At 48.8% G+C, this 23,952-nt stretch carries 22 protein-coding genes and 1 pseudogene; 6 read left to right on the top strand and 17 right to left on the bottom strand.

Annotated features, from left to right (window positions below):
- Positions 1 to 35: 35 nt before the first annotated feature.
- The 5 genes from B4E62_RS10440 to B4E62_RS10420 form a co-directional block, all read right to left on the bottom strand.
- Positions 36 to 1,139, bottom strand: a complete 1,104-nt coding sequence (locus B4E62_RS10440; protein WP_331352020.1) for an extracellular solute-binding protein — start codon at positions 1,137 to 1,139, stop codon at positions 36 to 38.
- 1 nt (position 1,140) lies between these two features.
- Entirely contained in the window at positions 1,141 to 1,908 is a 768-nt protein-coding gene (potC, locus tag B4E62_RS10435; RefSeq protein ID WP_331352019.1) for a spermidine/putrescine ABC transporter permease PotC, read from the bottom strand.
- Positions 1,892 to 2,764 carry a spermidine/putrescine ABC transporter permease PotB gene (gene potB, locus B4E62_RS10430; RefSeq protein WP_331352018.1) on the bottom strand — a complete coding sequence of 291 codons (873 nt, stop codon included), beginning with the start codon at positions 2,762 to 2,764 and terminating at the stop codon, positions 1,892 to 1,894. The genes potC and potB overlap by 17 nt, the downstream gene beginning before the upstream one ends.
- Complete coding sequence (gene potA / locus B4E62_RS10425) at positions 2,754 to 3,854, bottom strand: spermidine/putrescine ABC transporter ATP-binding protein PotA (protein WP_331352017.1); 1,101 nt, start codon at positions 3,852 to 3,854, stop codon at positions 2,754 to 2,756. Before potA ends, potB begins: the two co-directional genes overlap by 11 nt.
- A gap of 283 nt (positions 3,855 to 4,137) precedes the next feature.
- On the bottom strand, positions 4,138 to 4,449 hold the full coding sequence (locus tag B4E62_RS10420) for a hypothetical protein (protein ID WP_310068295.1): 312 nt from the start codon (positions 4,447 to 4,449) through the stop codon (positions 4,138 to 4,140).
- Positions 4,450 to 4,751: 302 nt separating this feature from the next.
- Between B4E62_RS10420 and B4E62_RS10415 the strand changes: the two genes are divergently transcribed.
- Positions 4,752 to 5,075 (top strand): hypothetical protein, encoded by a 324-nt coding sequence (locus B4E62_RS10415; RefSeq protein ID WP_310068298.1) that lies wholly within the window; start codon positions 4,752 to 4,754, stop codon positions 5,073 to 5,075.
- Between the two features lie 69 nt (positions 5,076 to 5,144).
- On the opposite strand, the gene B4E62_RS10410 is transcribed toward B4E62_RS10415, so the two are convergent.
- From B4E62_RS10410 to B4E62_RS10395, 4 genes are all read right to left on the bottom strand, one after another.
- A complete protein-coding gene (locus B4E62_RS10410; protein WP_007639554.1) occupies positions 5,145 to 5,483 on the bottom strand; it encodes a P-II family nitrogen regulator in 339 nt (112 codons plus the stop codon).
- A 198-nt stretch (positions 5,484 to 5,681) separates the two neighbouring features.
- Complete coding sequence (locus B4E62_RS10405; RefSeq protein WP_310068309.1) at positions 5,682 to 6,947, bottom strand: ammonium transporter; 1,266 nt, start codon at positions 6,945 to 6,947, stop codon at positions 5,682 to 5,684.
- A 71-nt stretch (positions 6,948 to 7,018) separates the two neighbouring features.
- Positions 7,019 to 8,443: an ammonium transporter gene (locus B4E62_RS10400; protein ID WP_414633261.1), complete on the bottom strand. Its 1,425-nt coding sequence runs from the start codon at positions 8,441 to 8,443 to the stop codon at positions 7,019 to 7,021.
- Positions 8,444 to 8,526: 83 nt separating this feature from the next.
- On the bottom strand, positions 8,527 to 8,865 hold the full coding sequence (locus B4E62_RS10395) for a P-II family nitrogen regulator (RefSeq protein ID WP_310068315.1): 339 nt from the start codon (positions 8,863 to 8,865) through the stop codon (positions 8,527 to 8,529).
- A 437-nt stretch (positions 8,866 to 9,302) separates the two neighbouring features.
- Between B4E62_RS10395 and B4E62_RS10390 the strand changes: the two genes are divergently transcribed.
- Both B4E62_RS10390 and B4E62_RS10385 read left to right on the top strand, forming a co-directional pair.
- Entirely contained in the window at positions 9,303 to 9,527 is a 225-nt protein-coding gene (locus B4E62_RS10390) for an accessory factor UbiK family protein (protein ID WP_310068317.1), read from the top strand.
- 120 nt (positions 9,528 to 9,647) lie between these two features.
- Positions 9,648 to 10,676 (top strand): annotated as a pseudogene (locus B4E62_RS10385) (YifB family Mg chelatase-like AAA ATPase); the annotation flags it as partial.
- A gap of 779 nt (positions 10,677 to 11,455) precedes the next feature.
- Here B4E62_RS10385 and B4E62_RS10380 read toward each other — a convergent pair.
- The 8 genes from B4E62_RS10380 to B4E62_RS10345 form a co-directional block, all read right to left on the bottom strand.
- Positions 11,456 to 11,821 (bottom strand): rhodanese-like domain-containing protein, encoded by a 366-nt coding sequence (locus tag B4E62_RS10380; protein ID WP_331352015.1) that lies wholly within the window; start codon positions 11,819 to 11,821, stop codon positions 11,456 to 11,458.
- Positions 11,822 to 11,870: 49 nt separating this feature from the next.
- Positions 11,871 to 13,025, bottom strand: a complete 1,155-nt coding sequence (locus B4E62_RS10375) for an FAD/NAD(P)-binding oxidoreductase (RefSeq protein WP_331352014.1) — start codon at positions 13,023 to 13,025, stop codon at positions 11,871 to 11,873.
- A 33-nt stretch (positions 13,026 to 13,058) separates the two neighbouring features.
- On the bottom strand, positions 13,059 to 13,979 hold the full coding sequence (locus B4E62_RS10370; protein ID WP_331352013.1) for a transglutaminase-like domain-containing protein: 921 nt from the start codon (positions 13,977 to 13,979) through the stop codon (positions 13,059 to 13,061).
- 80 nt (positions 13,980 to 14,059) lie between these two features.
- Entirely contained in the window at positions 14,060 to 14,947 is an 888-nt protein-coding gene (locus B4E62_RS10365) for a putative selenate ABC transporter substrate-binding protein (protein WP_331352012.1), read from the bottom strand.
- A 48-nt stretch (positions 14,948 to 14,995) separates the two neighbouring features.
- Positions 14,996 to 17,110 carry a PhnE/PtxC family ABC transporter permease gene (locus B4E62_RS10360; protein ID WP_331352011.1) on the bottom strand — a complete coding sequence of 705 codons (2,115 nt, stop codon included), beginning with the start codon at positions 17,108 to 17,110 and terminating at the stop codon, positions 14,996 to 14,998.
- A complete protein-coding gene (locus tag B4E62_RS10355) occupies positions 17,097 to 17,915 on the bottom strand; it encodes a phosphonate ABC transporter ATP-binding protein (RefSeq protein ID WP_331352010.1) in 819 nt (272 codons plus the stop codon). Before B4E62_RS10355 ends, B4E62_RS10360 begins: the two co-directional genes overlap by 14 nt.
- A gap of 216 nt (positions 17,916 to 18,131) precedes the next feature.
- Positions 18,132 to 18,485 carry a DsrE/DsrF/TusD sulfur relay family protein gene (locus B4E62_RS10350; protein WP_331352009.1) on the bottom strand — a complete coding sequence of 118 codons (354 nt, stop codon included), beginning with the start codon at positions 18,483 to 18,485 and terminating at the stop codon, positions 18,132 to 18,134.
- Between the two features lie 80 nt (positions 18,486 to 18,565).
- Positions 18,566 to 19,240, bottom strand: a complete 675-nt coding sequence (locus B4E62_RS10345; protein ID WP_261946248.1) for an ArsR/SmtB family transcription factor — start codon at positions 19,238 to 19,240, stop codon at positions 18,566 to 18,568.
- Between the two features lie 289 nt (positions 19,241 to 19,529).
- On the opposite strand from B4E62_RS10345, the gene B4E62_RS10340 reads away from it, so the two are divergent.
- The 3 genes from B4E62_RS10340 to B4E62_RS10330 are packed head-to-tail and all read left to right on the top strand — an operon-like array spanning position 19,530 to position 23,931.
- Entirely contained in the window at positions 19,530 to 21,890 is a 2,361-nt protein-coding gene (locus tag B4E62_RS10340; RefSeq protein WP_331352008.1) for an efflux RND transporter permease subunit, read from the top strand.
- On the top strand, positions 21,887 to 22,690 hold the full coding sequence (locus tag B4E62_RS10335; RefSeq protein ID WP_331352007.1) for an outer membrane lipoprotein-sorting protein: 804 nt from the start codon (positions 21,887 to 21,889) through the stop codon (positions 22,688 to 22,690). The genes B4E62_RS10340 and B4E62_RS10335 overlap by 4 nt, the downstream gene beginning before the upstream one ends.
- A complete protein-coding gene (locus B4E62_RS10330) occupies positions 22,687 to 23,931 on the top strand; it encodes a hypothetical protein (protein WP_331352006.1) in 1,245 nt (414 codons plus the stop codon). The genes B4E62_RS10335 and B4E62_RS10330 overlap by 4 nt, the downstream gene beginning before the upstream one ends.
- Positions 23,932 to 23,952 lie beyond the last annotated feature (21 nt).

The raw sequence follows: 23,952 nt of genomic DNA, 5'->3' as shown, positions 1-23,952 counted from the left end.
TTACGCGAATTGCACGTTCGATTTATGCAGGGGGCTTATTGACCCGCTTTCAGCAATTCCCAGTATTTTTCGTAAACCAGAACGGTATCACCCAGATCCTGGTGGAAACTGCCCTTGGCAATATCTTCGGCAGCAGGGAATACGGTTTTGTTGTTACGCAGAGCTTCATCCAGCAAAGCAATACCAGCAGTGTTAGGTGCGGCATAACCCAATTCTTCGATCGCGGCTTTGGCGCTTTCAGCACGCAGCATGAAGTCGATGAACTTGTGAGCGTTTTCCACGTTGGCAGCGCCTTTCGGAATCACAAAGCTGTCAACCCAAAGTACTGCGCCCTCTTCCGGGTAAATGTACTGCAGGTCTTCCATCTCTTGTTGCGCCATGTAAGCTTCGCCGTTCCAGATAGCGCCAATGCTGACGTTGCCCTGGATCAACGGAGTTTTGGGCGAGTCAGAGTTGATCACCTTGATGCTTGGCCAGAGGGCTTTTAATTTCTCATAAGCCGCTTTGATTTCATCTTCGCTGGTGCTGTTGTTTTGGAAACCAGCAACACGCAGACCCACATAGAAGTTGTCACGGACGTCATCCATGATCATCAACTTGCCAGCATATTCAGGCTTCCACAAATCGGCCCACTTGGTGATTTTGCTGGCATCCACATCTTTATTGTTGATCGCAATTGAAGTCGCGCCCCACAGGTAAGGAACGCTGAAATCATTATTAGGATCGTAAGGCTTGTTCATCATGTTGGCGTCGAGGTTGCCGTAATTCGCCAACAAGTCTTTTTTGATCGGCTGGATCAAACCTTCTTTGCGCATTTTTTCAACGTAGAAAGTCGATGGTACGGCAATGTCGTAACCCTTACCTTCCATCAATTTGATTTTGGCGTACATCGCCTCGTTACTTTCGTAGGTGGCGTACTCCACTTCAATGCCGGTTTCTTTGGTGAACTGCTCCAATACCGCAGCGGGGATGTACTCGGTCCAGTTGTAAATCACTACTTTTTGTGGGCCGGTAGCCGGTGCGGGCGCTTCAGTCGCTGCAGGTGTTGCTGCGGTAGTTTCAGCAGGTGCTTGGGTTTCGGATTTGTCGGAACATCCACTGATTAATAAGGCTGCGGCCAAGGCCAACCATTTTTTCATCTTATTTATCCTCACGTAAGAGAAGTTGGGAAATAACAACCAGTACCAAAGAGACGACCAACAAAATCGTCGAAATTGCATTTACCTCTGGCGAAACACCAACACGCACCATGGAGTAAACCTTGAGCGGCAGGATTTCATATCCAGGGCCAGTGACAAACGCACTTACAATAACGTCATCCAATGACAGGGTAAAACTCAACAACCATCCTGACGCAATAGCGGGCAAGGCCAGCGGCAGGATAATTTTCCAGAAAATACTACTCTCGGACGCACCTAAATCCCGTGCAGCCTCCAACATTTTCATATCAAACCCTTTTAAGCGCGAGTAGACCGCAACTATCACAAAAGGTAAACAGAAAGTGATATGGCCGATAACCAATGAGATAAATCCCAGTTTGATGCCCAGCGCCATAAACACAATCAACAACGAAATGGCCATCACAATTTCCGGGGTCAGCATACTGACAAACACCATGGATGACAGTAATGCTTTACCCTTGAACTGATAGCGATGTAAAGCCACAGCAGCAAGCGTGCCAATCACAGTCGCGACACTGGCAGCGACAATGGAAACCGTGAGCGAATTGAGTGCGGCCGTCATCAGGCCGTCGTTGTTCCAGAATTTTTCATACCACTTGAAGGTAAACCCACCCCACTTGATGCCGTATTTGGATGCATTAAAGGAGTTCACCACCAGCACCAAAATGGGGATGTAGATCAGCGTGAGCACCAGGCCCATAAATCCCCATCTAAAAATCGGAGCCATTGAGTCCTCCTTGCTTGCTGACAAAACGGGAAGCGCGGAAATAGAGCCAGAGCATAAAGCCCAGCAGCACAATCAGGATCACACTAAACGCCGAGCCAAACGGCCAGTCGCGCGTGTGCAGGAATTGGGTTTTGATCACGTTGCCGAGCAGCAGGTTTTTGGCACCACCGAGCAGGTCGGAAATATAGAACATACCCATCGCCGGTAGTAACACCATCAAACAACCCGCGACTATACCGGGGGAGGTAAGCGGCACAGTGATATGCCAGAAGCGGCTCAAGGGGCCAGCGCCAAGATCTTTGGCGGCGTGGTGCAAACGCACATCGAGTTTTTCCAGTGCCGAGTACAAGGGCAACACCATAAACGGCAGCAAGATATAACAAAGACCCAGGATCACCGCGAATTGGGTGTAGAGCAGCTGCAAGGGTTTATCGATCAAGCCCAAGCCAAGCAGCGCTTTGTTGATAATACCCTGGTTGCCCAAAATAAATTGGATCGCATAGGTGCGCACCAGCGAGTTGGTCCAAAACGGCAAAATCACCAGAAACACAATCACCGGTTGCCAGCGCTTGGGCAGACTCACAATCGCCATTGCAAACGGATAGCCAACCACCAGACAAAACACCATCGCCAGCAGTGACATACGCAGTGAATCCCACAATACCTGCAAGTACAGCAGATCGAGAGTGCGCACGTAGCTGTCAGCATTGATGGGCAAGCTAACAGTGGCCTGAGGATCACGCGTCAGGAAACTGGTGAGGATCACCAGCAAGTTGGGGAAAAAGACAAACAGTGTCAACCAGACACTGGCGAGTCCAATTGCCCAGAAGCGGAATTGGCCGACACTAGACTTCATGGGGCAACACCACTTCCCAACCCGGCACCCACTTGATTGCCACTTTCTGGTTCAGGCTGTAATCGAACGAGGGGTCATCTTCATCAAAAAATTCGCTCGCAATCACCTCAATGCCGGAGGGCAAACGAATTAATGAGTCGAGGGTTTTACCTTTGTAGTTGCGCTCAACCACTTCGCCCACCAGATACTGGTCAGGATGCGGATCATCAATATATTCCACACGCACATCTTCCGGGCGCAGCAATACATTGACCTTATCACCCGCTTTGAAATTGTGTTCTGCATGCAAACGCCATTGCAGACCTTCTACTTTAACTTCGTATTCGTGATTGCCATCAACGGCGACTATTTCGCCATCCAGTTGATTGATCTCACCAATAAACTTAGCGACAAATAAATTGGCGGGCTGTTCGTAAATTTCACGCGGCGTACCCAGTTGCTGAACCTTGCCCTTGTTCATCACCACTACGCGATCTGACATGGACAGTGCTTCTTCCTGATCGTGAGTCACGTACACAAAGGTGATGCCGAGTTTGCGTTGCAGGCGTTTAAGTTCGATCTGCATTTGCTGACGCAATTTGTAGTCGAGCGCGGAGAGGGATTCATCGAGCAGCAACAACTTGGGGCGATTAACTACCGCACGCGCAATCGCCACACGCTGCTGCTGACCACCGGAGAGCTGCGCCGGTTTGCGCTGGGCAAAATCCCCCAGGCGCACCATTTCCAACGCTTCAGCAACACGCGGTGCAATTTCTTCTTTCGCCACGCCGCTCATGCGCAAACCGAAGGCGACGTTATCGAACACAGTCATATGTGGAAACAGGGCGTAACTTTGGAAAACCGTATTGATCGGCCGTTTTTCGGCAGGCACTTGGCCAATGTCCTGGCCATCCAATTGGATGCTACCGGTATCGGTATCTTCCAATCCGGCGATCATTCTGAGCACAGTGGTTTTACCGCAGCCAGAGGGGCCTAACAAGGTGAAAAACTCACCGTCAAAGATAGTGAGATCAAAATTATCGAGAACTCGGTTACTGCCATACGTCTTGGACAGATGATTGAGATTTAGCAGGGCGCGCGGTTCATTCACCTCGACAGAGCTCCTCTGGTTATTTAGCAAGGGATCAGTAGTCACGTGCAGGCGCGCTCGGGACGGTTCAGGTTAGCAAAACAGAAAAATATTAGGATGCGAACCTACGCAAAAGAGAGGCCATTCTACTCAAATGGGCAGCTAAAAATCCAGCATTCAGCGGCGCAAAAAACAGCCTGTATAAACTCGCTAAGTCTATGGATTTAAAGCAAAAAATATTCAGGCAAGCAAACCGCACAAAACAAATCGGCCCCAGTGCGGGGCCGATAGCGGAAATAAGCGATTAGATAGGGCGACCACCGTAGTCAGGAGTCGGCTTTTTTGGTGGATCAGCGGTGACATTGGCCGGCACCTCATTGATCTTTCCTCCACGTGCGAGGAAAGCGGCAATTTGCGCTTCCAGCTCGTCGCGCGCTTTTTGGCGCGAGGCAATACTGAAATCTTCCAGTGCTTCAGACTCAACCACCTTGGCGGCAGGACTGGCATAGCTCACTTCATCACTATCGAGCGCCTCATCCACCTCATCGGCGTCTTCTTCCCCCTCTACGCCAGTGTCTTCTAATTCTTCGTCGTTAATGGGGTCTTCATCAGTCATAATGTCACCTGAAAACTTGTACAATGTGAGTTCTTAGTATTTTCATCCCAACCAAAGCCTAGCTTATTTCGCCGAAGGCTCCGGCTAATTTATAGCGCAGACTCTTTTAAACGTCATGATCATTGGTGATGAATTTTTAGGCTTTTTTTATCTTACCGACAGCCTTTGCGGCGGATTTTAGTTATTAACCATAGGCAAGTCTAGCGCTTGCCACAAGCGTGAAAAAAAGTTACAGCAAAGTTTCATCCACTGCCGGATCTTTGCACATCCAATATGCATTACCAGATTATTTATCGATCCTTATGAATTTCAAACGACTCGCAAAACACTTTCCAGAGCTGGCCACAAAAACACCAGCAGAACAACAAGCGCTGCTCACCCAAGCCTATCAAAACGCATTTGCAGCTGAACACAAAATGAAACTTTGGCGCAGCAACCTGCTGAGTGCATTGCTTATGGCTGGCCTGTGTTTTTTATTTGTGCTGGTGCTGCGACCAGCATTAGGGATGTCGCAGCAGACCAGTGCAATTGTATTAATGCTGATTGCATTTCCGGTGTATTTTTTTATCCAACAGCGCCGCTTTATTAACCAATTGCGCCGCAGCTTACACAAACTTTTGCCATAAAAAAACGCCACTGCAATGTGGCGTTTTTATGGGTCACAGCAATATAAAACGCTGTGTTGCGAAGCTCAATTAAACAGCATCAGAACCGGTTTCGCCGGTGCGGATGCGGATAATTTCATCGAGCGGGGCAATAAAAATTTTACCATCACCAATTTTCCCGGTTTGCGCCGCTTTAGTAATAGCTTCAACTGCCTGCTCAACCATTGAATCGTCAACAGCCAATTCAATTTTTACTTTCGGCAGAAAATCTACAACATATTCAGCACCGCGATAAAGCTCGGTGTGACCTTTTTGACGACCGAAGCCTTTTACTTCAGTGACGGTCATACCTTGAACACCTACGTCTGACAATGCAGTGCGCACGTCGTCGAGTTTGAACGGTTTTACAACAGCGGTAATCAGTTTCATTATTAATTCCTTTGCTGGAGTCTTGTGAATGCTGGTGCCGGAAAACCCATCTCATCTTCCGATGAACCTGGATCCGGAAACTTGCGGTAAAGATACACCCAAGCTTCGCACATCAACAACAACTTTAGTAAGTGATAAGGTTTTTTGCAGCTGCAACCTGCTTAATCACTCAGGTTGCAGCTCGGTTATGTGGAGCAATTACTTGTTGGTGAACTCAGGATAAGCTTCCATACCGCACTCAACCAGATCCACACCTTCGAATTCCTCTTCTTCTGATACACGGATACCCATCACCAGTTTGATGACAAACCAGACAAGCAGGCTGACACCAAATACCCAACCAAAAATCACCGCTGCGCCCGTCAACTGCCCGAGGAAGCTGGTACCTTCAGCTGTGAAGGGAACGACCAACAGGCCAAATAAACCTGCCGCACCATGTACTGAAATCGCACCGACCGGATCATCAATGCGCAATTTATCCAAGCCGAGGATAGAGAAGACGACGATTACACCGGCAACTACACCAATCGCCACCGACCCAAACGCACTCGGGGTGTCGGGGCTGGCAGTAATCGCAACCAGTCCTGCTAAAGCGCCGTTAAGAATCATGGTCAAATCAGCTTTGCCAAACAGGATACGTGCAACGATAAGTGCACCAATCAAGCCGCCCGCTGCTGCTGCATTAGTGTTGAGGAACACCATAGCAACCGAGTTGGCGTTGGCAATATCACCCAGCTTGAGCACTGAACCGCCGTTGAAACCAAACCAGCCGAACCACAGGATCAGAGTTCCCAAGGTTGCCAGTGGGAGATTTGCACCGGTAATGGCATTGATCTCACCGTTGGGGCCATATTTACCCTTACGTGCACCGAGCAACAGCACACCGGCCAATGCCGCAGATGCACCGGCAAAATGGACAATGCCCGAACCAGCAAAATCTTTAAAGCCGAATTGGTCATCGAGATTCAAACCAAAAACACCTTCTGCACCCCAAGTCCAAGAACCTTCCATTGGATAGATAAAGCCCACCATAACCAACGAGAACAGCAAGAACGCCCAGAGTTTCATACGTTCGGCAACAGCACCCGAGACGATTGACATACAGGTTGCCGCAAACACCACCTGAAAGAAGAAATCCGATGCACCTGAGTAGATGGACCCACCGGTGAAACCCTCTTCACGCTCGGCAAAACTCTTTAAGGTTTCACCGACATCAACCTCACCAATCCCGCTCAGGAAAAAATTGCCACCATACATAATCGCGTAACCACACGCGAGATACATAATGGTAGAGGTCGCGTAGAGCACTACGTTTTTAGTCAAAATTTCGGTGGTGTTTTTAGCACGCACCAACCCGGATTCAAGCATGGCAAAGCCCGCCGCCATCCACATGACCAAGGCACCACAGATCAAAAAATAGAAGGTATCCATGGCGTACTGCAGGTGATAAATATTCTCTTCCATTCGATTTTCCCCGTCGCTGCTATTCAGCTCATTTGCAAACAGCCCCGGCCAGAGCAGGGGCTGCCAGTCAATTACATGTGGTAGCCACGCTCACCATGTTCAGCAGTATCGAGACCTTCGGTTTCCACTTCTTCGGTAACACGCAGGCCGATCAGAACATCAATCAATTTGAAAGCAATGAAGGAGACAACAGCAGACCACACGATGGTGACAAGTACAGCTTTAATTTGAATCCAGGTTTGCGCACCAATGCTGGTGAAGCCCCAAGTTCCTGCGACGTAGTCATATACACCAGTACCACCCAGATCAGGACTGTTGAATACACCGGTCAGGATTGCACCCACAATACCGCCTACGCAGTGCACACCGAATACGTCGAGTGAATCGTCATAACCCAGCATGGCTTTCAATTTGATAACCGCCAGCATACAGATCAAACCACCGGCAACACCTATTGCCAACGCACCCATTGGACCAACCCAACCACAGGCAGGAGTGATAGCAACCAAACCAGCAATAGCACCAGAAGCAGCACCCAGCATAGTAGGCTTACCGCGTACCAGCCACTCACCAAAGGTCCACGCCAGTACTGCAGCGGCAGTCGCCAGGAAGGTATTGATAAATACTTGTGCAGCGAAGGCGTTAGCTTCAAGGTTAGAACCTACGTTGAACCCGAACCAGCCCACCCACAGAATCGCCGCACCCACCATAGTGAAAGGAACATTGTGTGGCGCCAATGAAGAGTTGCCAAAACCTTTACGCTTGCCGATCAACAAGCAGCCCACCAGACCAGCGATACCGGCGTTGATGTGCACTACAGTGCCGCCGGCGAAATCCAGCGCACCCATTTGGAAGATATAACCTGCACCAGCAGTCGCAGCAGCAGCAGCTTCAGCAGTGGTGTAGGCATCCGGACCCGCCCAGAACCACACCATGTGTGCGATAGGCAAGTAAGCGAAGGTGAACCAGAGCACTGCAAAGATCAGTACCGCAGAGAACTTCATACGCTCGGCAAAGGCACCCACAATCAAGCAGGGAGTCAAAGCAGCGAAGGTCATCTGGAAGGCGGCATACAGATATTCGGGCACATAAACGCCCTTGCTGAAGGTCGCTGCAGGCAGCAGGTTACCGGCTGCATCGAGCATGTCTTTCAGGAACAGGCGATCAAAACCGCCGAAGAAGGCGCTACCGGAAGTGAACGCCAGCGAGTAGCCATAAATAGCCCAGAGCACCGCGATCAGACAAAATGTGACAAACACTTGCATCGACAGTGACAAAATATTTTTAGCGCGAACCATACCGCCGTAAAACAGCGCAAGGCCGGGCAGAACCATGAAGATCACCAACAGTGTGGCGGTTAGCATCCAGGCGATATCGCCCTTATCGAAACTGGCGGCAACCGGAGCGGCAGCTTCGGCGGCCTCCTGGGCAAACGCACTGCCTGGAGCAAGTAGTGACGCGGCCAATAGCGCCAGCGGTGTGAGCTTGGCGCCCATACTGAGTAGTTTATTCACGGAATTTCTCCTGAGGTGATTATCTGATGCTAGCAAGCTGTAACACTTGCCCGCTTGTTATTGATCTAAAGAGCATCGTTACCGGTTTCGCCAGTGCGGATACGCACTACTTGCTCCAAATCGGAAACAAAGATTTTGCCGTCGCCAATCTTGCTGCTATTTGCAGCCTTTGTGATCGCTTCCACCACTGTGTCGGTTTCGGCATCTGAAACGGCAATCTCAACCTTGGTTTTCGGCAAAAAATCCACCACGTACTCTGCCCCACGGTAGAGTTCAGAGTGGCCTTTCTGACGGCCAAAGCCTTTTACTTCGGTCACTGTCATGCCGTGCACGCCTATATCGGAGAGGGCTTCACGCACCACATCCAGCTTGAACGGCTTGATGATCGCTGTTACCAATTTCATCGTTTGCACTCCTGAAAAAAATCCCCGCACCGAGAGGCGCGGGAAACACCGGAAATACTGCCTAAGTAGAAGTCGCTACAGCAAAAACCAACTTCTTCGCCAGCGCAGAGAGGGATTTCGTATCGACCCTGACTAGCATTACGTACTCGGGGACGATTTTGCACAGAGCAGGCCAATTTCATAAATTCGATAAAAATCATATAGATAGAGTTTATCCCTGAGTCAATTTGAGAAAATATCCAAGTTCGCATACAAGCCACGCACCAATTTTGACCAACGCAGCAAACAACAAGCACCAATAGTGAACATAGGCACCTTAAACAACATATTGAGGAATTTCAGGAACATCAGGATTTGAGTGGCAGGTGCGGGACACTAAGGGAAAAGGTACACTTCCTCCGCGTATTAGCGGCGGCCCCGCCGAGGATGAGGATGACATGATTAAAGACCTGGCCCAACGACTGCTGGATGAATTACACACCCAAGCTCCCCATGCTGAGCAATTCCTGCCCAAACGCGAACTGCACATTGCCCTGCAAGCAGCACTGGCACGCCTGGATCTGGTGACGCGTGAAGAATTTGATGCGCAAACTGCGGTACTGCAGCGCACCCGACAGAAACTGGAAGCGCTGGAGCAGGAATTAGCGCGTCTGGAGCAGTAAATTAAGACCAGGCGGCCAATTGTTTTCTGCCACAGGATTGATTTATAGTCGCTTGACATTTCGCTGCAAGGTTCGCGGCGCAGCGAAAAAACTGTTCAAAAACAACTACAAGGATTGTCAATGTCACTCGCCATCGTAAACTCGCGCGCCAAACTCGGCATAAACGCCCCCCAAGTCACTGTCGAAGTCCACATTTCCAACGGCTTGCCCAGCCTCTCCATCGTTGGGCTACCCGAAACTGCCGTAAAAGAAAGCAAAGACCGGGTGCGCAGCGCACTGATCAATAGCCATCTGGAGTTTCCGGCCCAACGTATCACCGTTAATTTGGCGCCAGCCGATTTACCCAAAGAGGGTGGCCGCTATGACTTACCCATCGCACTCGGCATACTCGCCGCCTCGGGGCAAATTCCGTTAGAGCGATTGGATAGCTACGAATTTCTAGGCGAACTGGCACTTTCAGGCGAATTGCGCCCTATTAGTGCGGCACTTCCCGCCGCTCTCGCCTGCGGCGATGCCGCGCGTGACTTGATTATTAGCAGCGCCAATGCCAAAGAGGCAGCCTTTAGCAGTATTACGCGCGTATTTGGTGCAGAAAATCTCTTGCAGGTCTGCGCACATTTGCACCAGCGTGAATCCCTACAGCGAGCAATGGCGGAGCAAGATGGCGGCGAATTCAGCGATGATCCGCTCGACATCCTCGATGTAAAAGGCCAATCACAGGCTAAACGCGCGCTGGAGATAGCTGCCAGCGGCGGTCACAACCTGCTGTTTTACGGCCCGCCAGGAACCGGTAAAACCATGCTCGCCAGCCGCTTGCCGGGAATTTTGCCCGGCTTGAGCGAAAGAGAAATGCTGGATGTTGCAGCAATCTATTCAGTCGCCGCCCAGTCACAGGATTACCATGGACGTAGGCGCCCCTTCCGCGCTCCGCACCATACCGCCTCGGCGATTGCATTGGTCGGCGGTGGTAGCAATCCCAAACCAGGGGAGATTTCGCTCTCCCACGCTGGCGTTTTGTTCCTCGACGAATTGCCCGAATTTCCACGCAAAGTGCTCGAAGTCCTGCGCGAGCCACTCGAAAGTGGTGAGGTACGCATATCGCGCGCGCGCAACCAGGCCTGCTTCCCCGCCCGTTTCCAACTGGTCGCGTATTCATAACATCTTAGTGTTCACATGTTGACACTTAGCTCTTCCTTATAAAACAAAAGCTTAGTCTCAACAACGAGACTACTGATTGACATCGCGCGATCATGCGGATGCTTGACTGATATTGACGAATTTGCTGACAGCATTGACAACCAAAACTTTTTTAGTGAAAGGGACTCAATCAGAGGGCGGCGAAATGATTATTTAAAATAATTGACGGCGGCGCCAGTGCAATAACATCCCGTGACTCGCGCAATAGTCCGCTTAAGCTGGACCTGGCTGTGAGACAGGTGTAAGCAGCTGCTTGCCATCTGGTTTGGACACGGCGGCAACCTTCGTTCTTGTTGATTTGTCTAATCTCGTACAGCGCGTCGAATAAGTGGACATGAACTTGGCTGATCATGCCACTTGTAACAAAAAGCTAGGAAATAAGTTCGGGGAATTCAATGACTATTGGCTTTGCAATAGAATTTTTGCTTAAGCGCGAACAGCTCAATAAACTTCTTCTATTCGAGCAACATCAATAGCATTTGGAACAAAGATGTAGTGAATATCACTCAGCAGCAAAAGAAGTTTAGTACCAGTACGCTATTACTTCCCATGAACCCAGCATTTACAGCAATTCTCCGCTCGGCTTTTATAAATGGTCACGCACTTCAAAAATGGCAGCAGATTAAGTGCTGTACGGATAGCCGGTTATATGTGTAATGCCAGTTTATCTGTCATAGATAAGACGGATCAATTTAGATTTGGCTGTAGCTATATATAAGAGCCAGCAACCATTAATGCAAATGGTATGTATTCGAAGCATTAGGAATGATGCGAGTGGTCACGTGCAATTCTTCCCAAGCCGACATCCCACCAAAAAGAAAAAATACATTTTCAAAGCCCAGAGCTAAAAATTTGTTTACCAAGAGTGCCGATTGATCTCCGAATCTGCAAACTATTACGACATTCAGACTACTATCCACATCTTCAAGATGCGTTACGAGACGCGTAGTCGAGGGCATGTTAGTCGCATTAGAAATATGGTTGTGCATATATTCCCCCATCGAGCGCAGGTCAATGATCATCAATCTCTTATCTTGCACAATTAAACGTTCAAGCTCTAGGGGCTGAATACAAAGTGTTTGGTGTGTGGTAGTCATAAACTGTAACCCAATTTGGAATTGCTGATGCTGTTTAGGACCCTTTTATTCAAATCTTATACAACCAGTATTTCTCAAATAATATCTTCCCAAAATGTAACAATCGACCAGGCGGTTTCATCTTGATATCGGGATTGGGTTCGGCATAGAAATTACCTTTACCCATACCTGCCATGCCATCACCGATTTCCAGAAAGCATTCACCATGTCCATTGAAAGATTCGGTATTGCCGGAGCCGTTTATAGCGACCGCAATATTATTAGCAACCACTTCGGCTTGGCCGTGAGCCAACACGCCAGCTTTAGGTAAAGGTTTTCCATTTTTGAGCGGAATACCTGCCACATCACCAATAGCGTATACATCTTGATATTTTGTTGCCAATGTAAAGCGATCAACAGGAATCCAACCATTCTCGCCTAGCAGACCTGCCTCACGAACAACGGTGGGTGCGCGATGCGGAGGAATGTAAACCAATAAATCGAACGACTTTTCTTCACCATTAGCAAATTCTATTTCACGCGCAACAGGATCAATTTCTTTTACCGCATGTTGGGGAAAATAAGTCACGCCCTTGCTTTCAACCATAGTGCGAACTTGTTGTGACACCTCCGGCCCCGTAACCGGCATAGGGCCAGGTTCGGGTGAATAGATCTCAACGCTCACGTTTTTGGCCAAGCCCCTTTTGCGGAAATCGGATTCGAGCAACATGGCTGCTTCGTAGGGTGCAGCGGGACATTTAAAAGGCATCGAGCACACGAGAACCACAACCTTGCCTTTGTTGAGTTGCAAACTGGCATTTCTGATCGCTTGTGCGCCTTCCAGTGAATAAAGATTATGCCCTGCTGCCATTAATCCAGGAACGGTTTCGGGTGCAAGTTCAGCGCCTGTGGCAATGATGAGATAGTCACCGTGGTGTTGCTGACCGTCTACCATCACCGCTTTCTTTTCAGCATCAATTTTTTCAATTGTGCCCTGAATAACCTCGATACCTTTCCGTGCGAGACTACTAACGGGTTTTGATATTTGTTTTGCGTCTCGAGCCCCAGATGCCACCCACAATAATGATGGTGGAAATACATGGTCGGCGAGTCGTTCGATGACCACGACTCGATGTTGGCTGGATATTTTTTTTCGTAATTCAGTAGCGGCGACAATACCGCCAATTCCACCACCGAGTATCAGAATGGTTTTTCCTGAAGTCATATACTTACCTTTTACACTGAGTTGGTGATGGGGTTAAACGTCGGTAAAACTTAATTTCTTTTCGTAGTACACCGCCCGGCCTGATTCTGTTTCGATAATTGGGTCAGTGAAGAAATTGACGGGATCATCAATTTTTCTTCCTGGCAACAACAAATCGCGGCCATAACTTAATAAAAAGCGATTTTCATCGATGGCTCCAAAGTAGTAGTCACGCAGATCTGTTTTTTGTGCCGCTTCAGAACAATCCACCGGCACCCAACCAATGCCATGTGCGTAAAAGCTAGTCCAACAGTGGTAGCCGCATTTAAATGCCGTGATATCACCTCCGGACATGCCTGTTGGAAACGCCATGCCAATTTCAAACTGACCAGGTACTCCGCATGCGCGAATAATGGCGAGAAATAATGAGTGAAAATCGGTGCAGTTCCCTTTGCCGATGGAACAGGCAAAGTCAGCATCGCCGCTGCCCCAACCATCACCGGATTTATCATATTGCATGTGTTCGAGCACATGATCATAAGCTGCTTTGGCGATATCCGTTGCGGTTACATGTTGTTCTTTGATGCTTCTGGCAATACCCAAAATATCAGCGGTGAATTGAATCAGGCGATTGGGTAGCAATTGTGGTTGATGGTGCAATTGCCAACTGGAATTGGGAACCTCAGCAAAGCGCTGGAAATCCGTAGTGTGTTCATGGCGAGTTGCCGTAGTGGTAATAACCAGATCGATCAAACTGGTTTTGCTGGTATCCAGTGTTGCGCACAACACGGCATTACCATAAGTAGATTCATACTCGATTTTATAATCGATATTAGATTGGATATCGATTGCATGTATTTCCTGATCAATGGTTGAACGGGGAAAAGGAATCCATACATTAATTTCTTTCGCCGACTTTGGAAAATCGGGCACTTTGACATCATAGGTGGTTTGAAACCGGCGACTTCTATTCATGGACTTTCTCCGTTAAATCAACCTGAAGCGAACAGTGAAGTATTCGCCTCAGGTTGTGTTCTGCTAAACGTTGCTGCTATTTATTTCAACAGACCTGTATCGCGTGCGACTTTTTCAATCGAGTCAAAATCACTTTGATTCGCGGCAACAAATACTTTTGCACCTTGTAAATCAAGCACCGCTTTTTGCTCTGGAACACTTGGGTCAAGATTCAAAAATGCATCTTTAAATTTGGCAACCAATTCTGGCGACAAACCTTTGCGTGCCGCCCAGACGTAATCTACGTACTCGGGTGAAGTCCATACCAGTTTGACTTTTTTAGCGTCGAATTTTTTCTCCGCCAACATTCTGTCCCACACTTCAATATTGAGCGCACCGCCTTGGATCTTGCCGGATTCAACCAACTTTACGGTTGCATCATGAGCGCCGCTGTAAACGGGCAAACTTGCAAAATCTTTTTCAGGATTTATCGATAGCAGACTGAGCAAATAATGACGTGGCATCAAATGGCCCGAGGTTGAGCTTTTTGAACCAAACGCAAAGGTCTTACCTTTAAAATCTTCAGGCTTTTCAATGCCGGAAGTGGTGTTAGCGATGAACACACTTTTGAATTTACGATCAATGTCGCGCATGGCCAGTGGTTCGGCTCCTGCCAGATGACGTGCTTGAACAAATGTAAATCCACCTAGCCAGGCAAAATCAATTTTGCCTGCTGATAGAGCGGAAACCGCTGCGCCATAATCGGTGACGGCAACATAAGTCACTTTTTTACCGAGCTTCTTTTCAAGGTAATCGACCATCGGCTGATTCTTGCGCGCAAGTTCGGTCGGGTTTTCATCAGGTATACCTGTCACGCGGATAACGTCGTCAGATGCATAGGAAACAGCAGATGTCAGCAGGGTACCGCCGACAACCAAAGCCGCGATCAAACGCTGCCAGGGTTTACACATTGAAGAAAAAGTTTTCATAAAGATTCCTTTTGTTAAGGGTTAGTGTTGAGGGTTGGGTTAATCCTTTCATGCGATAGTGCTATCCAGTTGGCTAGAGATAGAGGCATTACCGCGTGCATTTTTTTCGTGAGTAGAGCACTCACTATCGTCAATAAAATACGCGGCGTCTCGCTGCGCAATAACAATCATCGCCGATAGAAAATCCGGTGCCGGTTCAATAAAGCTGAGATAATTTTTTATAGTTTTACTGTCAATGCTGTGGGCGGGTGAAACAGAAGGGCATGCTCTGGCACTTATCACAGACGATAATTTTCCATCGGGATACACTACGACAAGCTGCACCATCAACCCGGTAGGTAAAAACCTATCGGAAATAAATGTTAATCCCTGGGATGAGAGTGAGACCGGGCGAATAACACTGAATGCAGGAGCAGCACCACAACGACAACAAAGCTGGGCCACTTCCAGTTTTGGAATATCGCTTGTCATGGGTGATGTCAGCGGCGCGCCGCTCGTGCGTGAAAACAAGTTCGCCAACCGCTGCGCTAAAGGCGGCTCGCATGAAGGGCCATTGAGGATACGTTTGCGCATGCGGTCGCCTACCTGATCCACTAGCGTGACAACCGCCACCATCACCACTAGCAGGACCACAAGATCACTGATGTGAAATAAGCTGATAGAGGTATAAAGCGAGTCACCAATACCACCCGCGCCCACGAACCCGACCGTCGCTGTTGCCCTCACATTTACCTCAAACCGGTAAAGCGTAAATGCCAGTACACGCGGACTAACTTGAGGTAGCACTGCATACAACCAAGTTGATAAACCACTGGCACCACTCGCTTGCATCGCCTTGGCAGGGCCGGGTTCTACCTCCTCATAAACATCGGTGTAGAGGCGACCCAATACGCCAATATTGTGTACTGCAATCGCAAGAATCCCGGCCAAGGCACCCGGCCCAACCCAGACAACAAAAACCAGCGCCAGTGTCAGCTCCGGCATTGCGCGCGTAACTTGCAAGAAAAATTGCGAACCGCTTTGCAGCAAACGCGACATCCACAGCGAAAGCCCACGTTTACCGTAGGTTTGACTCAGGTAGCTGCCCGTTACTAACGATCTAGTGGAGAGCGGAGCAAGGAAGAATGCGAAGACGGCGGCGAGCAGCGTAGCAATCCATGCCATCAATAAGGTTTGCCATACCAGCGTGGCGGTTTTACCGAGAAATTCGGCACTGAGATCGAACTCGGTAGTGCCCGGCAAATTGCTCCAATTTCCTGTTAGCAAATCCATCCAGGGAATATCGAGATACGCAAAACTGGCTATCCCGCCAACAGCGGCAAACAGCAATGACCATTTAACAGGGTGACGCCGTAAATAGGCGCTCACCCATTCGAGTGCGATTACAAACATCAGCACGGCGATGAGCGTGGTCGCCAATTTATCGAATTCGAGATAGCGAATACTCAGGGCAATTTCACTGCCCAAACCACCTGCGCCGACCACGCCCAGAATTGTGCCCGTGCGGATGTTGCACTCCATCCGGAAGAGCGCATAAGCGACCCATTGGCGCTTTACCTGCGGCAAAATGCCATGCATTAAAATGCCCCAGCGCCCCACGCCAGCAGCGCGCAGGCCACCGATAATTTGCCGGTCTACAGCCTCAGCGAGTTCAGCGTAGAGCTTGCCGATAGAACCGCCCACGGTTAAGCCAATAGCCAGTACCGCAGCGCCCGGCCCGAGACCGAGGATCTGTACAAATAGGTACGCCCACACAATCTCTGGAATCGAACGGAAAAATCCCAGTGTAAAACGGGAGAGTGTTCTGGCGGTGGCAACCACGAAGGATTGACGACGCCCCTGACGCCCCGGAGGATCGGGTAATTCAGGTATGCGGATGGCAAACATCGCCAAACCAATTCCGATAACAACGGCAAACACTGTCCCCAGAATCCCGACAAACAAGCTCTCGAAAGACAGCAGGAAAATACGCTGAAGAAAATCTGGCGAGAGATTTGGGCTAAGCAAGCCGCTTAGCAATTCACCGGCGTTGCGTATTCCATCGCGATCAAAAAGTGCACCGGGATTAACACGGGTTCCTTCCATCGCCAGAACAAAAGTGAGTCCAACGACGAACCAAACCAGGTAACGTTTAAGCTCCTGCTTACGGTTAAATTCGCTCATTGTTTCCCTCATGCAGTTCTTCACTCCCTTGATAAAGCAAGTTGAGTGCATCCTGGGTAACTTCTGAGGGTTTGGCGTCCAGCACTAATGTGCCTTCACGCAATCCGATGATGCGGTCGCAACGGTGCATAATTGCATCGAGCCAATGGGTGCAAAAAACCAAAGTGACGCCACGCTCTTTGGCTTGGTTGAGGATAATTTCGGTTACCGCGCGGGCGGTGGCAGGATCAAGTGACGCTGTTGGCTCATCGGCCAGCAATGTGGTGGGCGCAGAAATAAGTGCCCGCGCAATGGCGACGCGCTGCATTTGACCACCACTAAGGTCACTTGCCGGGCGCCATTGGTGATCACCAATAGAAAGGGATTCCAATAGAGCATGCACCGGTTTCTTTTCTACCGGCCAAAGCGCTGAGGCCATAACCTTGTGCCATGGCCACAAAGGCAATTTTCCCGCGACCACATTCTGGTGAACCGACAATTGCGGCACCAGTAAATGGGTTTGTTCAATAATGCGTGAATGGGCGCGGTGATAACGCAGCTCGTTGGCTGACATTTTGGCCAGGTCTTTTCCGGCAACCAGTACCCGCCCTTGGGTGGGTTTAAGTACACCTGCCAACAGGCGGATAAGCGTGGATTTTCCGCCACCGCTTGGCCCAATAAGGGCAACCGTTTCGCCAGGTTTAATGGTCAGATTGAGATTGTTGATGGCTGCCCGTTTACCCCAATACCGCGATACCGCTTTGAGTTCGAGGACGGGAGCTTGGCCACTCACAGGTTGTGAGCTCGGCAAAATATGTGGATTCATAACTTGACTCCTTTCCCCCGAGTGTCAGGTTTCACGGGGTTTACTGGCTGCTCATAAACGTCTACAACACTCACTACAGCGGCATCCTAGACGCTGGGTAGTGTTGAAGTAATGCATCTGAGTCAGTGGTTTTGCCAAGCAATCAATTATTTAATTGATTGCTTGACTATTTATTATTAAAAAACGCCAGTAGGCGTATCACATTCTCAGTACTACTTAGAAAACCAGGACTTTGTCAGCCCATAGTGTCCAATCAGTGAGTTCTTCCAGCGTACCGCGATGGGTACCTTCTGCTAACTCTTCTTCCGTCATACCGCGTGCATCCATACAGGTGCCGCAGACACCAATCTGGCCTTCACGACGAATAACCGGCCCAAACATCAGTTCAAGGTTGTAATAACCTTGCGGAACTTTCTGGCCGCGCTTGGCGCAAACAGCGGCGTCTCCCATCAAAAATATGCGCACATCGTCAGACGCGCGCTTGGCGATAGCACCTGCAAGGCGCACGCCGTTGTAGCTACGTTCGGTTCCGTATGGTCCATCATTCAATATGAATAAAATATTGCTCACGTCTGTTTCCTCTTGATTTCCTGTGGTGTTGGTAGGCACTGGATCAAGAGGGACTTTCGTAACTTCCTACTAGTCTCCCGTCAAACAGCACCCGTTTGTATTGCAAATCCTCGTGCTACCCAATCCGCCACGCCTTCTTCCCAACGTGTTGCCTGGTAGCCTTTTTCGTTTAACCGATTCACGGCCTCAATCGACATGACGCACAATGGCCCACGACAGTAGGCGACTATTTCGCGATCCGGTGGTAGATCAGCCATTTTCTGTTCCAGCTCAGACAGGGGAACAGAGATTGCGCCCGGAATATGGCCTGCCAAAAATTCATCCGTTGGACGCACATCCAATACTGTGACTTCTCCACGCCTGACCCGCTCAAGCAATGTTTCATTGTCGGTTCGCTCAAGCGCGCCGCGTTCGCGTAAGAATGCTTCGGTCACTTGGCGAACTTCCAACAATCGCGCTTCACCCACGCGACGAAGCACCCCGCACAATCCAAGCACTTCCTGATCAGCGAGCCGGTAAATGATGTTGACGCCATTGCGTTCGGACTCAATCACCCGCGCAGATCGGAGAATCTGCAAGTGCTGCGACGTGTTCGCCACACTCTGGTTTACTTCATTGGCAATCGATTCAACGGTGCGCGGCCCTTGACTCAACACATCAAGCAGCTCTAATCGAATGGGACTCGCCAAGGCTTTTCCGATGCGTGCCAATTGCTCGTAGAGTGAATCTTTGAACTGTCTATTTGAGGAGGTCATGGATTTTCCATTTTTCAATTGATTGCTTGAATTATAGATTCCAAACGCCATTCATCAAACAGCTATGTGCTCCCCAGACTCTAATTCACTGAATAAAACGGTATTGCCTGCAAAAAAACCCTTATTGGCGACCGCTGCTTATCACACCTGAATCCTCATTGCCTTGACAATCTATTTGAAGCAGATATTCTAGTCAAGCATTCAATTAAATAATTGAATATAAGATAATGACGCTTCAGGTGTCAGGTATTGATATAAGCACCAGTAGCTAAAAGGATTCCTTAACCCTATGCGCAAACACACATTAGTGGAATTCGCGACCCATCATCCCCGCTGGGTTGCAGCCATAACACTCATCATTACCGCGTTATTTTGCACCCAGTTCCCGCGCATCACTCTGGATACCAATCCGAAAAATATGCTCCCACCTGACTCGGCGGTACGGGTATGGAATGATGAGATCGAACAAACCTTCCGGCTATATGAAGACACCATTGTTGTGGCTGTGCACAACGATGAAGGTGTCCTCAATCTCAAGACGTTGGGCAAAATACATCAGGTTACTGAACAGATATTGGCGATAGAAGGTGTCGCAGCTCGCGACCTGGTCAGCTTCAACACGATTGACCATATCAGCGCCGACAGTGAGGGACTTGATGTCGCTCCGCTGATGTCAGAAGCACCAACGACTACTGCCGCACTTGAGACCCTTCGGGCCAAACTAATTGGAAATCCGCTCTTCACCGACCGGATTATCTCCGAAGACGAAACCATGGCCGCTCTCTATGTGCCCTTGGAAGAAGGTGCTAACGGCAAACAGGTAGCCGATAACATCCGCGCCATTATCGCTGCGCAAGAGAGTGGCGATGATTTTTATGTTGCCGGTGATCCGGTTGTCAGGGATACCTTTGGTGCGGATATGTTCACCATGATGGGGCTGTTTGCACCCATTGCCGGGATGATCATGTTTATCGCCATCCTCTGGATGTTCAGCAGTTTGCCTCTGGCCATGTCCATGATGGCCGTAGCCATGGTCAGTATTTTATGCAGCATGGGATTATTAATTGGATTGGGTTTTCCAGTGCATATTATGAGTTCCATGGCACCCGTCTTCCTGATGGCGATTGCCACTGACAGTATTCATATTTTCAATGAGTTTTATCATCGCTATCGCAGCGGCGGCAACAAACAACAGGCCATTCATGAAACCCTGGATGCGGTAAGTCGCCCTGTGCGCTATACAGCCTTCGCAACAGCAGCCGGATTTGCCGTGCTGTTATTTATGGAAATCATTCCCGTACAAGTCTTCGGCGGTGTGATTGTTTTCGGTACCTTGTTGCTGCGCCTGTTGAGCTTTACCTTAATCCCCGCGTTATTGATGATGATGGATGAGAAAAAAATTCTCGCCGCCGTCGCTCGTGAAAACAGCAAAGAGCAAGCTTCCACACATTGGCTAATAAGACTTGCCGGTATCGGCGTCAATCACCCGAAAAAGATAATCGCAATTGGCGCTGTGTTGATGGGAATTTCCGTTATCGGTATTACCCAAATAAACATCAATAATAATTTGGTCGAATGGTTTACCAAAAGCAGTGAAGTGCGAATTGCAGATGAAAAAATCAACCAATCTCTCGGTGGTACAGCATCGGGATATATTGTTGCCATTGCACCACAAGCGGAAGGGATAAAAACACCAGAAGCTATGCAATATCTCGATGGCTTGCAGCGCCATTTAGAGTCTTTACCAGAGGTCGGCAAAACCTTTTCGATTGTCGATTATGTCAAACGCATTAATCGCGTATTGCACGAAGACAACGCCGATTTTTATGTGATTCCATCCGATGCCGATACGATTGCCCAATATCTGTTTTTATTCGGTATGTCTGCTAAACAGTCCGACCTCGATAATGTGGTTGACTACCCATTCCAGCAAGCCAACATTTGGTTGCAATTGAAGACTTGGGATGCGGAGGCGATGCGAACCGTTATTCGCGCTGTTGAGGACTACCAACAGCAAAACCCCATCGATCTGGAATTCAAGCCAGCAGGCACAGCGTATTTCAACGTAGTGTGGAATGACGAAGTTCTCTGGGACATGCTCAAAGGATTTATTCTGGCACTGCTCGTTGTTTTTATATTACTCGCCTTTAATTTCCGCTCCATCCGGTGGGCACTGATTGGGTACATCCCACTATTATTTACCATCATGATGATTTATGCCGTGATCGGATTTACTGGCAAAGATTTTGATATGCCCATCTCCGTACTCTCATGTCTATCACTCGGCATGGCGGTCGATTTTTCCATTCATTTCATTAGCCGTTTGCGCCAGCGAATGGATGAGACAGCAACAACCGGCGAAACCCTTGCCGATAATTTACTCTGGACAGCTGCGCGCCCTGGCAAAGGCATCATGCGCAATGCCATTTTATTCGCTGCTGCATTTTCGGTAATGATGTTTGCACCGCTGACCCCCTACATTACGGTAGGCGCATTCATTCTGAGCATGATGTTAGTGAGCGCATTAACCACATTAATTTATCTTCCGGCGTTAATCCTACTATTTCAACGTTGGTTATTCGTCAAAAAAGCACTGCCTGATACCCGCTCTTCAGCATCCGCAGTCACTTCTATTGGAGAAGGTGCATGATTTCCTTGATTAAAAAACTAATCAATCCCGGACTTTTTTTGGTGGGTCTGGCCGCTGTGCCCTCAATGAGTTTAGCGATGGATGCAACTGAGATTGTGCAGCGTTCACTGGATGCAACCTACTATGCCGGTACCGATATGCGTACCAAAGTTACCATGCAGTTAGTGAATCCAAAAGGCGACATACGCGAACGTGAGATGACTATGCTCCGTTTAAATGGAGTTGACGGTGAGCAACGTTACTACACCTATTTCCATCGCCCCACTGATGTGAAAGGGACTGCATTTCTAGTGCAGAAATTTACCGGAAAAGAAGATGATCGCTGGATCTTTGTGCCCGCGATTAAATTAGTGAAACGTATTGCGTCTGATGATAAACGCTCTTCGTTTGTGGGATCGGATTTTACCTACGAAGATGTTTCCGGCAGAGAGGTTGCCGACGAAACGCATGCGCTGATCGGTGAAGAAACATTTGAAGGCAGGCCGGTCTACCGCATTGAAAGCAAGCCAGTAAAACCAATTGATTATAGTCGCCGTGTTTCATTGATCGACAAAGAGCGCTGGTTGCCCTTGAGTGAAGAATATTTTGATTTGCGCAACCGTCCATCCCGTGTGTTCAGTGCCGTTAAAGTGGAGAGCATCGCTGACATATGGACGATCACCGCCAGAACAATGAAAAACCTGCAAACCGGATATCGCACAGATGTCACTTATCAAGACATCAATTATAACTCAGGGCTTGAGGCCGATATCTTTACGGAACGCTATCTGCGCAACCCACCGCAGCAATGGGTTAAATGACGCGCATGGATTTTGTTTACGTTAAATCGTTACCGATTTTGGCAATGTGTCTCTTGCTAATTATTAACTCGGAATCCAGCGCCGAGGTGAATGGGATTCTACAGTCACACACCGCCGCCAGAGTTCACACCGAATCATGCGATAGTCGTGATTGTGAGATTCCATTTTCAGAATTGCGTGCACAACTGAAAGCAGATTATGCAACCAATGACAATGCGCATTCGTTTACTGCAAATCTGGAAATGGTTCAGGATTTCGTTTTTGACGAAACCAGTGCACGGGCGCGTGAACTCTATTGGGATTGGACAAAAGACGCCATTCAGTTAAGAACCGGGCGGCAAATGATCACTTGGGGCACAGGTGATATGCTGTTTATCAACGATGTGTTCGCCAAAGATTGGAATGCCTTTTTTGGCGGAATGCCAATGGACTTCCTAAAACGTACGACCGATGCGATCAAGTTTGATTTTTATCCAGGCGATACAACGATTGAAACCGTTATAGCGCGCTTCGATGAAGATCATTTGCCGGAGATGCGACGCTTTGAAATGCAATCCCCGTTATTAGCGCTTCCGATTATCAGTGAATCGAATGATGATGATTTGGAATACGCTGGAAAGCTATCGCGTTCCTTTTCAGGATGGGATGTCAGCACTTATGCATGGAAAGGCTATTGGCGCAGAGCAGCGTATCAACCGGCCATTGCAGCGCCAGGAACCAACGTTTTCTACCCACGCCTGAACACCTATGGTGCAAGTCTTACAGGGCAAATTAAAAACGGTGTATTTAATCTTGAAGCGGGATACTACGATTCACGTGATGATGTATCTGGTTCAAATCCCTTCATCCAAAATAGCCAGACCCGCCTGTTGAGCGGATACAATCGTCAGCTTTGGAAGGACTCGACACTGGGTGTGCAATTTTATATTGAGCATATGGAAAACTATTCGGCATACCGAGCCGCCGTGCCATCGGCTATGGCAGTATCATCGGAATGGAACCGAGTTGCTACGCTACGATTTACACAATTCCTCATGCACCAAACGTTAACGGCTAATGTATTTAGCTATTGGGGCTTGAGCGAATCCGACAGATTTTTACAATCCACACTCAGGTATGCGTTTAACGATAATCTCTGGGGTGAAATCGGAACAAATGTTTTTTCAGGAAATTCGCAAGGCATGTTCGGTGCGTTTGATCGTAACGACAACCTGTATTTAACACTGCGCCTTGCCTACTGATTATCAATCGGATTTTAATTT

It is taken from the genome of Cellvibrio sp. UBA7671 (assembly GCA_002483145.1).
GTDB lineage: Bacteria > Pseudomonadota > Gammaproteobacteria > Pseudomonadales > Cellvibrionaceae > Cellvibrio > Cellvibrio fibrivorans.
The sequence above is the reverse complement of the archived record's forward strand: the minus strand, read 5'-3'. Positions and strand labels throughout refer to the sequence as shown.

Coding starts and splice junctions, on each gene's coding strand:
- B4E62_RS10355 (WP_331352010.1), bottom strand. CDS start 17,915: ATGAATCCACATATTTTGCCGAGCTCACAACCTGTGAGTGGCCAAGCT.
- B4E62_RS10405 (WP_310068309.1), bottom strand. CDS start 6,947: ATGGAAGAGAATATTTATCACCTGCAGTACGCCATGGATACCTTCTAT.
- B4E62_RS10330 (WP_331352006.1), top strand. CDS start 22,687: ATGACGCGCATGGATTTTGTTTACGTTAAATCGTTACCGATTTTGGCA.
- B4E62_RS10370 (WP_331352013.1), bottom strand. CDS start 13,979: ATGAATAGAAGTCGCCGGTTTCAAACCACCTATGATGTCAAAGTGCCC.
- B4E62_RS10380 (WP_331352015.1), bottom strand. CDS start 11,821: ATGACTACCACACACCAAACACTTTGTATTCAGCCCCTAGAGCTTGAA.
- B4E62_RS10440 (WP_331352020.1), bottom strand. CDS start 1,139: ATGAAAAAATGGTTGGCCTTGGCCGCAGCCTTATTAATCAGTGGATGT.
- B4E62_RS10335 (WP_331352007.1), top strand. CDS start 21,887: ATGATTTCCTTGATTAAAAAACTAATCAATCCCGGACTTTTTTTGGTG.
- B4E62_RS10395 (WP_310068315.1), bottom strand. CDS start 8,865: ATGAAATTGGTAACAGCGATCATCAAGCCGTTCAAGCTGGATGTGGTG.
- B4E62_RS10390 (WP_310068317.1), top strand. CDS start 9,303: ATGATTAAAGACCTGGCCCAACGACTGCTGGATGAATTACACACCCAA.
- B4E62_RS10360 (WP_331352011.1), bottom strand. CDS start 17,110: ATGAGCGAATTTAACCGTAAGCAGGAGCTTAAACGTTACCTGGTTTGG.
- B4E62_RS10375 (WP_331352014.1), bottom strand. CDS start 13,025: ATGACTTCAGGAAAAACCATTCTGATACTCGGTGGTGGAATTGGCGGT.
- B4E62_RS10415 (WP_310068298.1), top strand. CDS start 4,752: ATGAATTTCAAACGACTCGCAAAACACTTTCCAGAGCTGGCCACAAAA.
- potC (WP_331352019.1), bottom strand. CDS start 1,908: ATGGCTCCGATTTTTAGATGGGGATTTATGGGCCTGGTGCTCACGCTG.
- B4E62_RS10345 (WP_261946248.1), bottom strand. CDS start 19,240: ATGACCTCCTCAAATAGACAGTTCAAAGATTCACTCTACGAGCAATTG.
- B4E62_RS10410 (WP_007639554.1), bottom strand. CDS start 5,483: ATGAAACTGATTACCGCTGTTGTAAAACCGTTCAAACTCGACGACGTG.
- B4E62_RS10365 (WP_331352012.1), bottom strand. CDS start 14,947: ATGAAAACTTTTTCTTCAATGTGTAAACCCTGGCAGCGTTTGATCGCG.
- B4E62_RS10420 (WP_310068295.1), bottom strand. CDS start 4,449: ATGACTGATGAAGACCCCATTAACGACGAAGAATTAGAAGACACTGGC.
- potB (WP_331352018.1), bottom strand. CDS start 2,764: ATGAAGTCTAGTGTCGGCCAATTCCGCTTCTGGGCAATTGGACTCGCC.
- B4E62_RS10340 (WP_331352008.1), top strand. CDS start 19,530: ATGCGCAAACACACATTAGTGGAATTCGCGACCCATCATCCCCGCTGG.
- B4E62_RS10400 (WP_414633261.1), bottom strand. CDS start 8,443: ATGGGCGCCAAGCTCACACCGCTGGCGCTATTGGCCGCGTCACTACTT.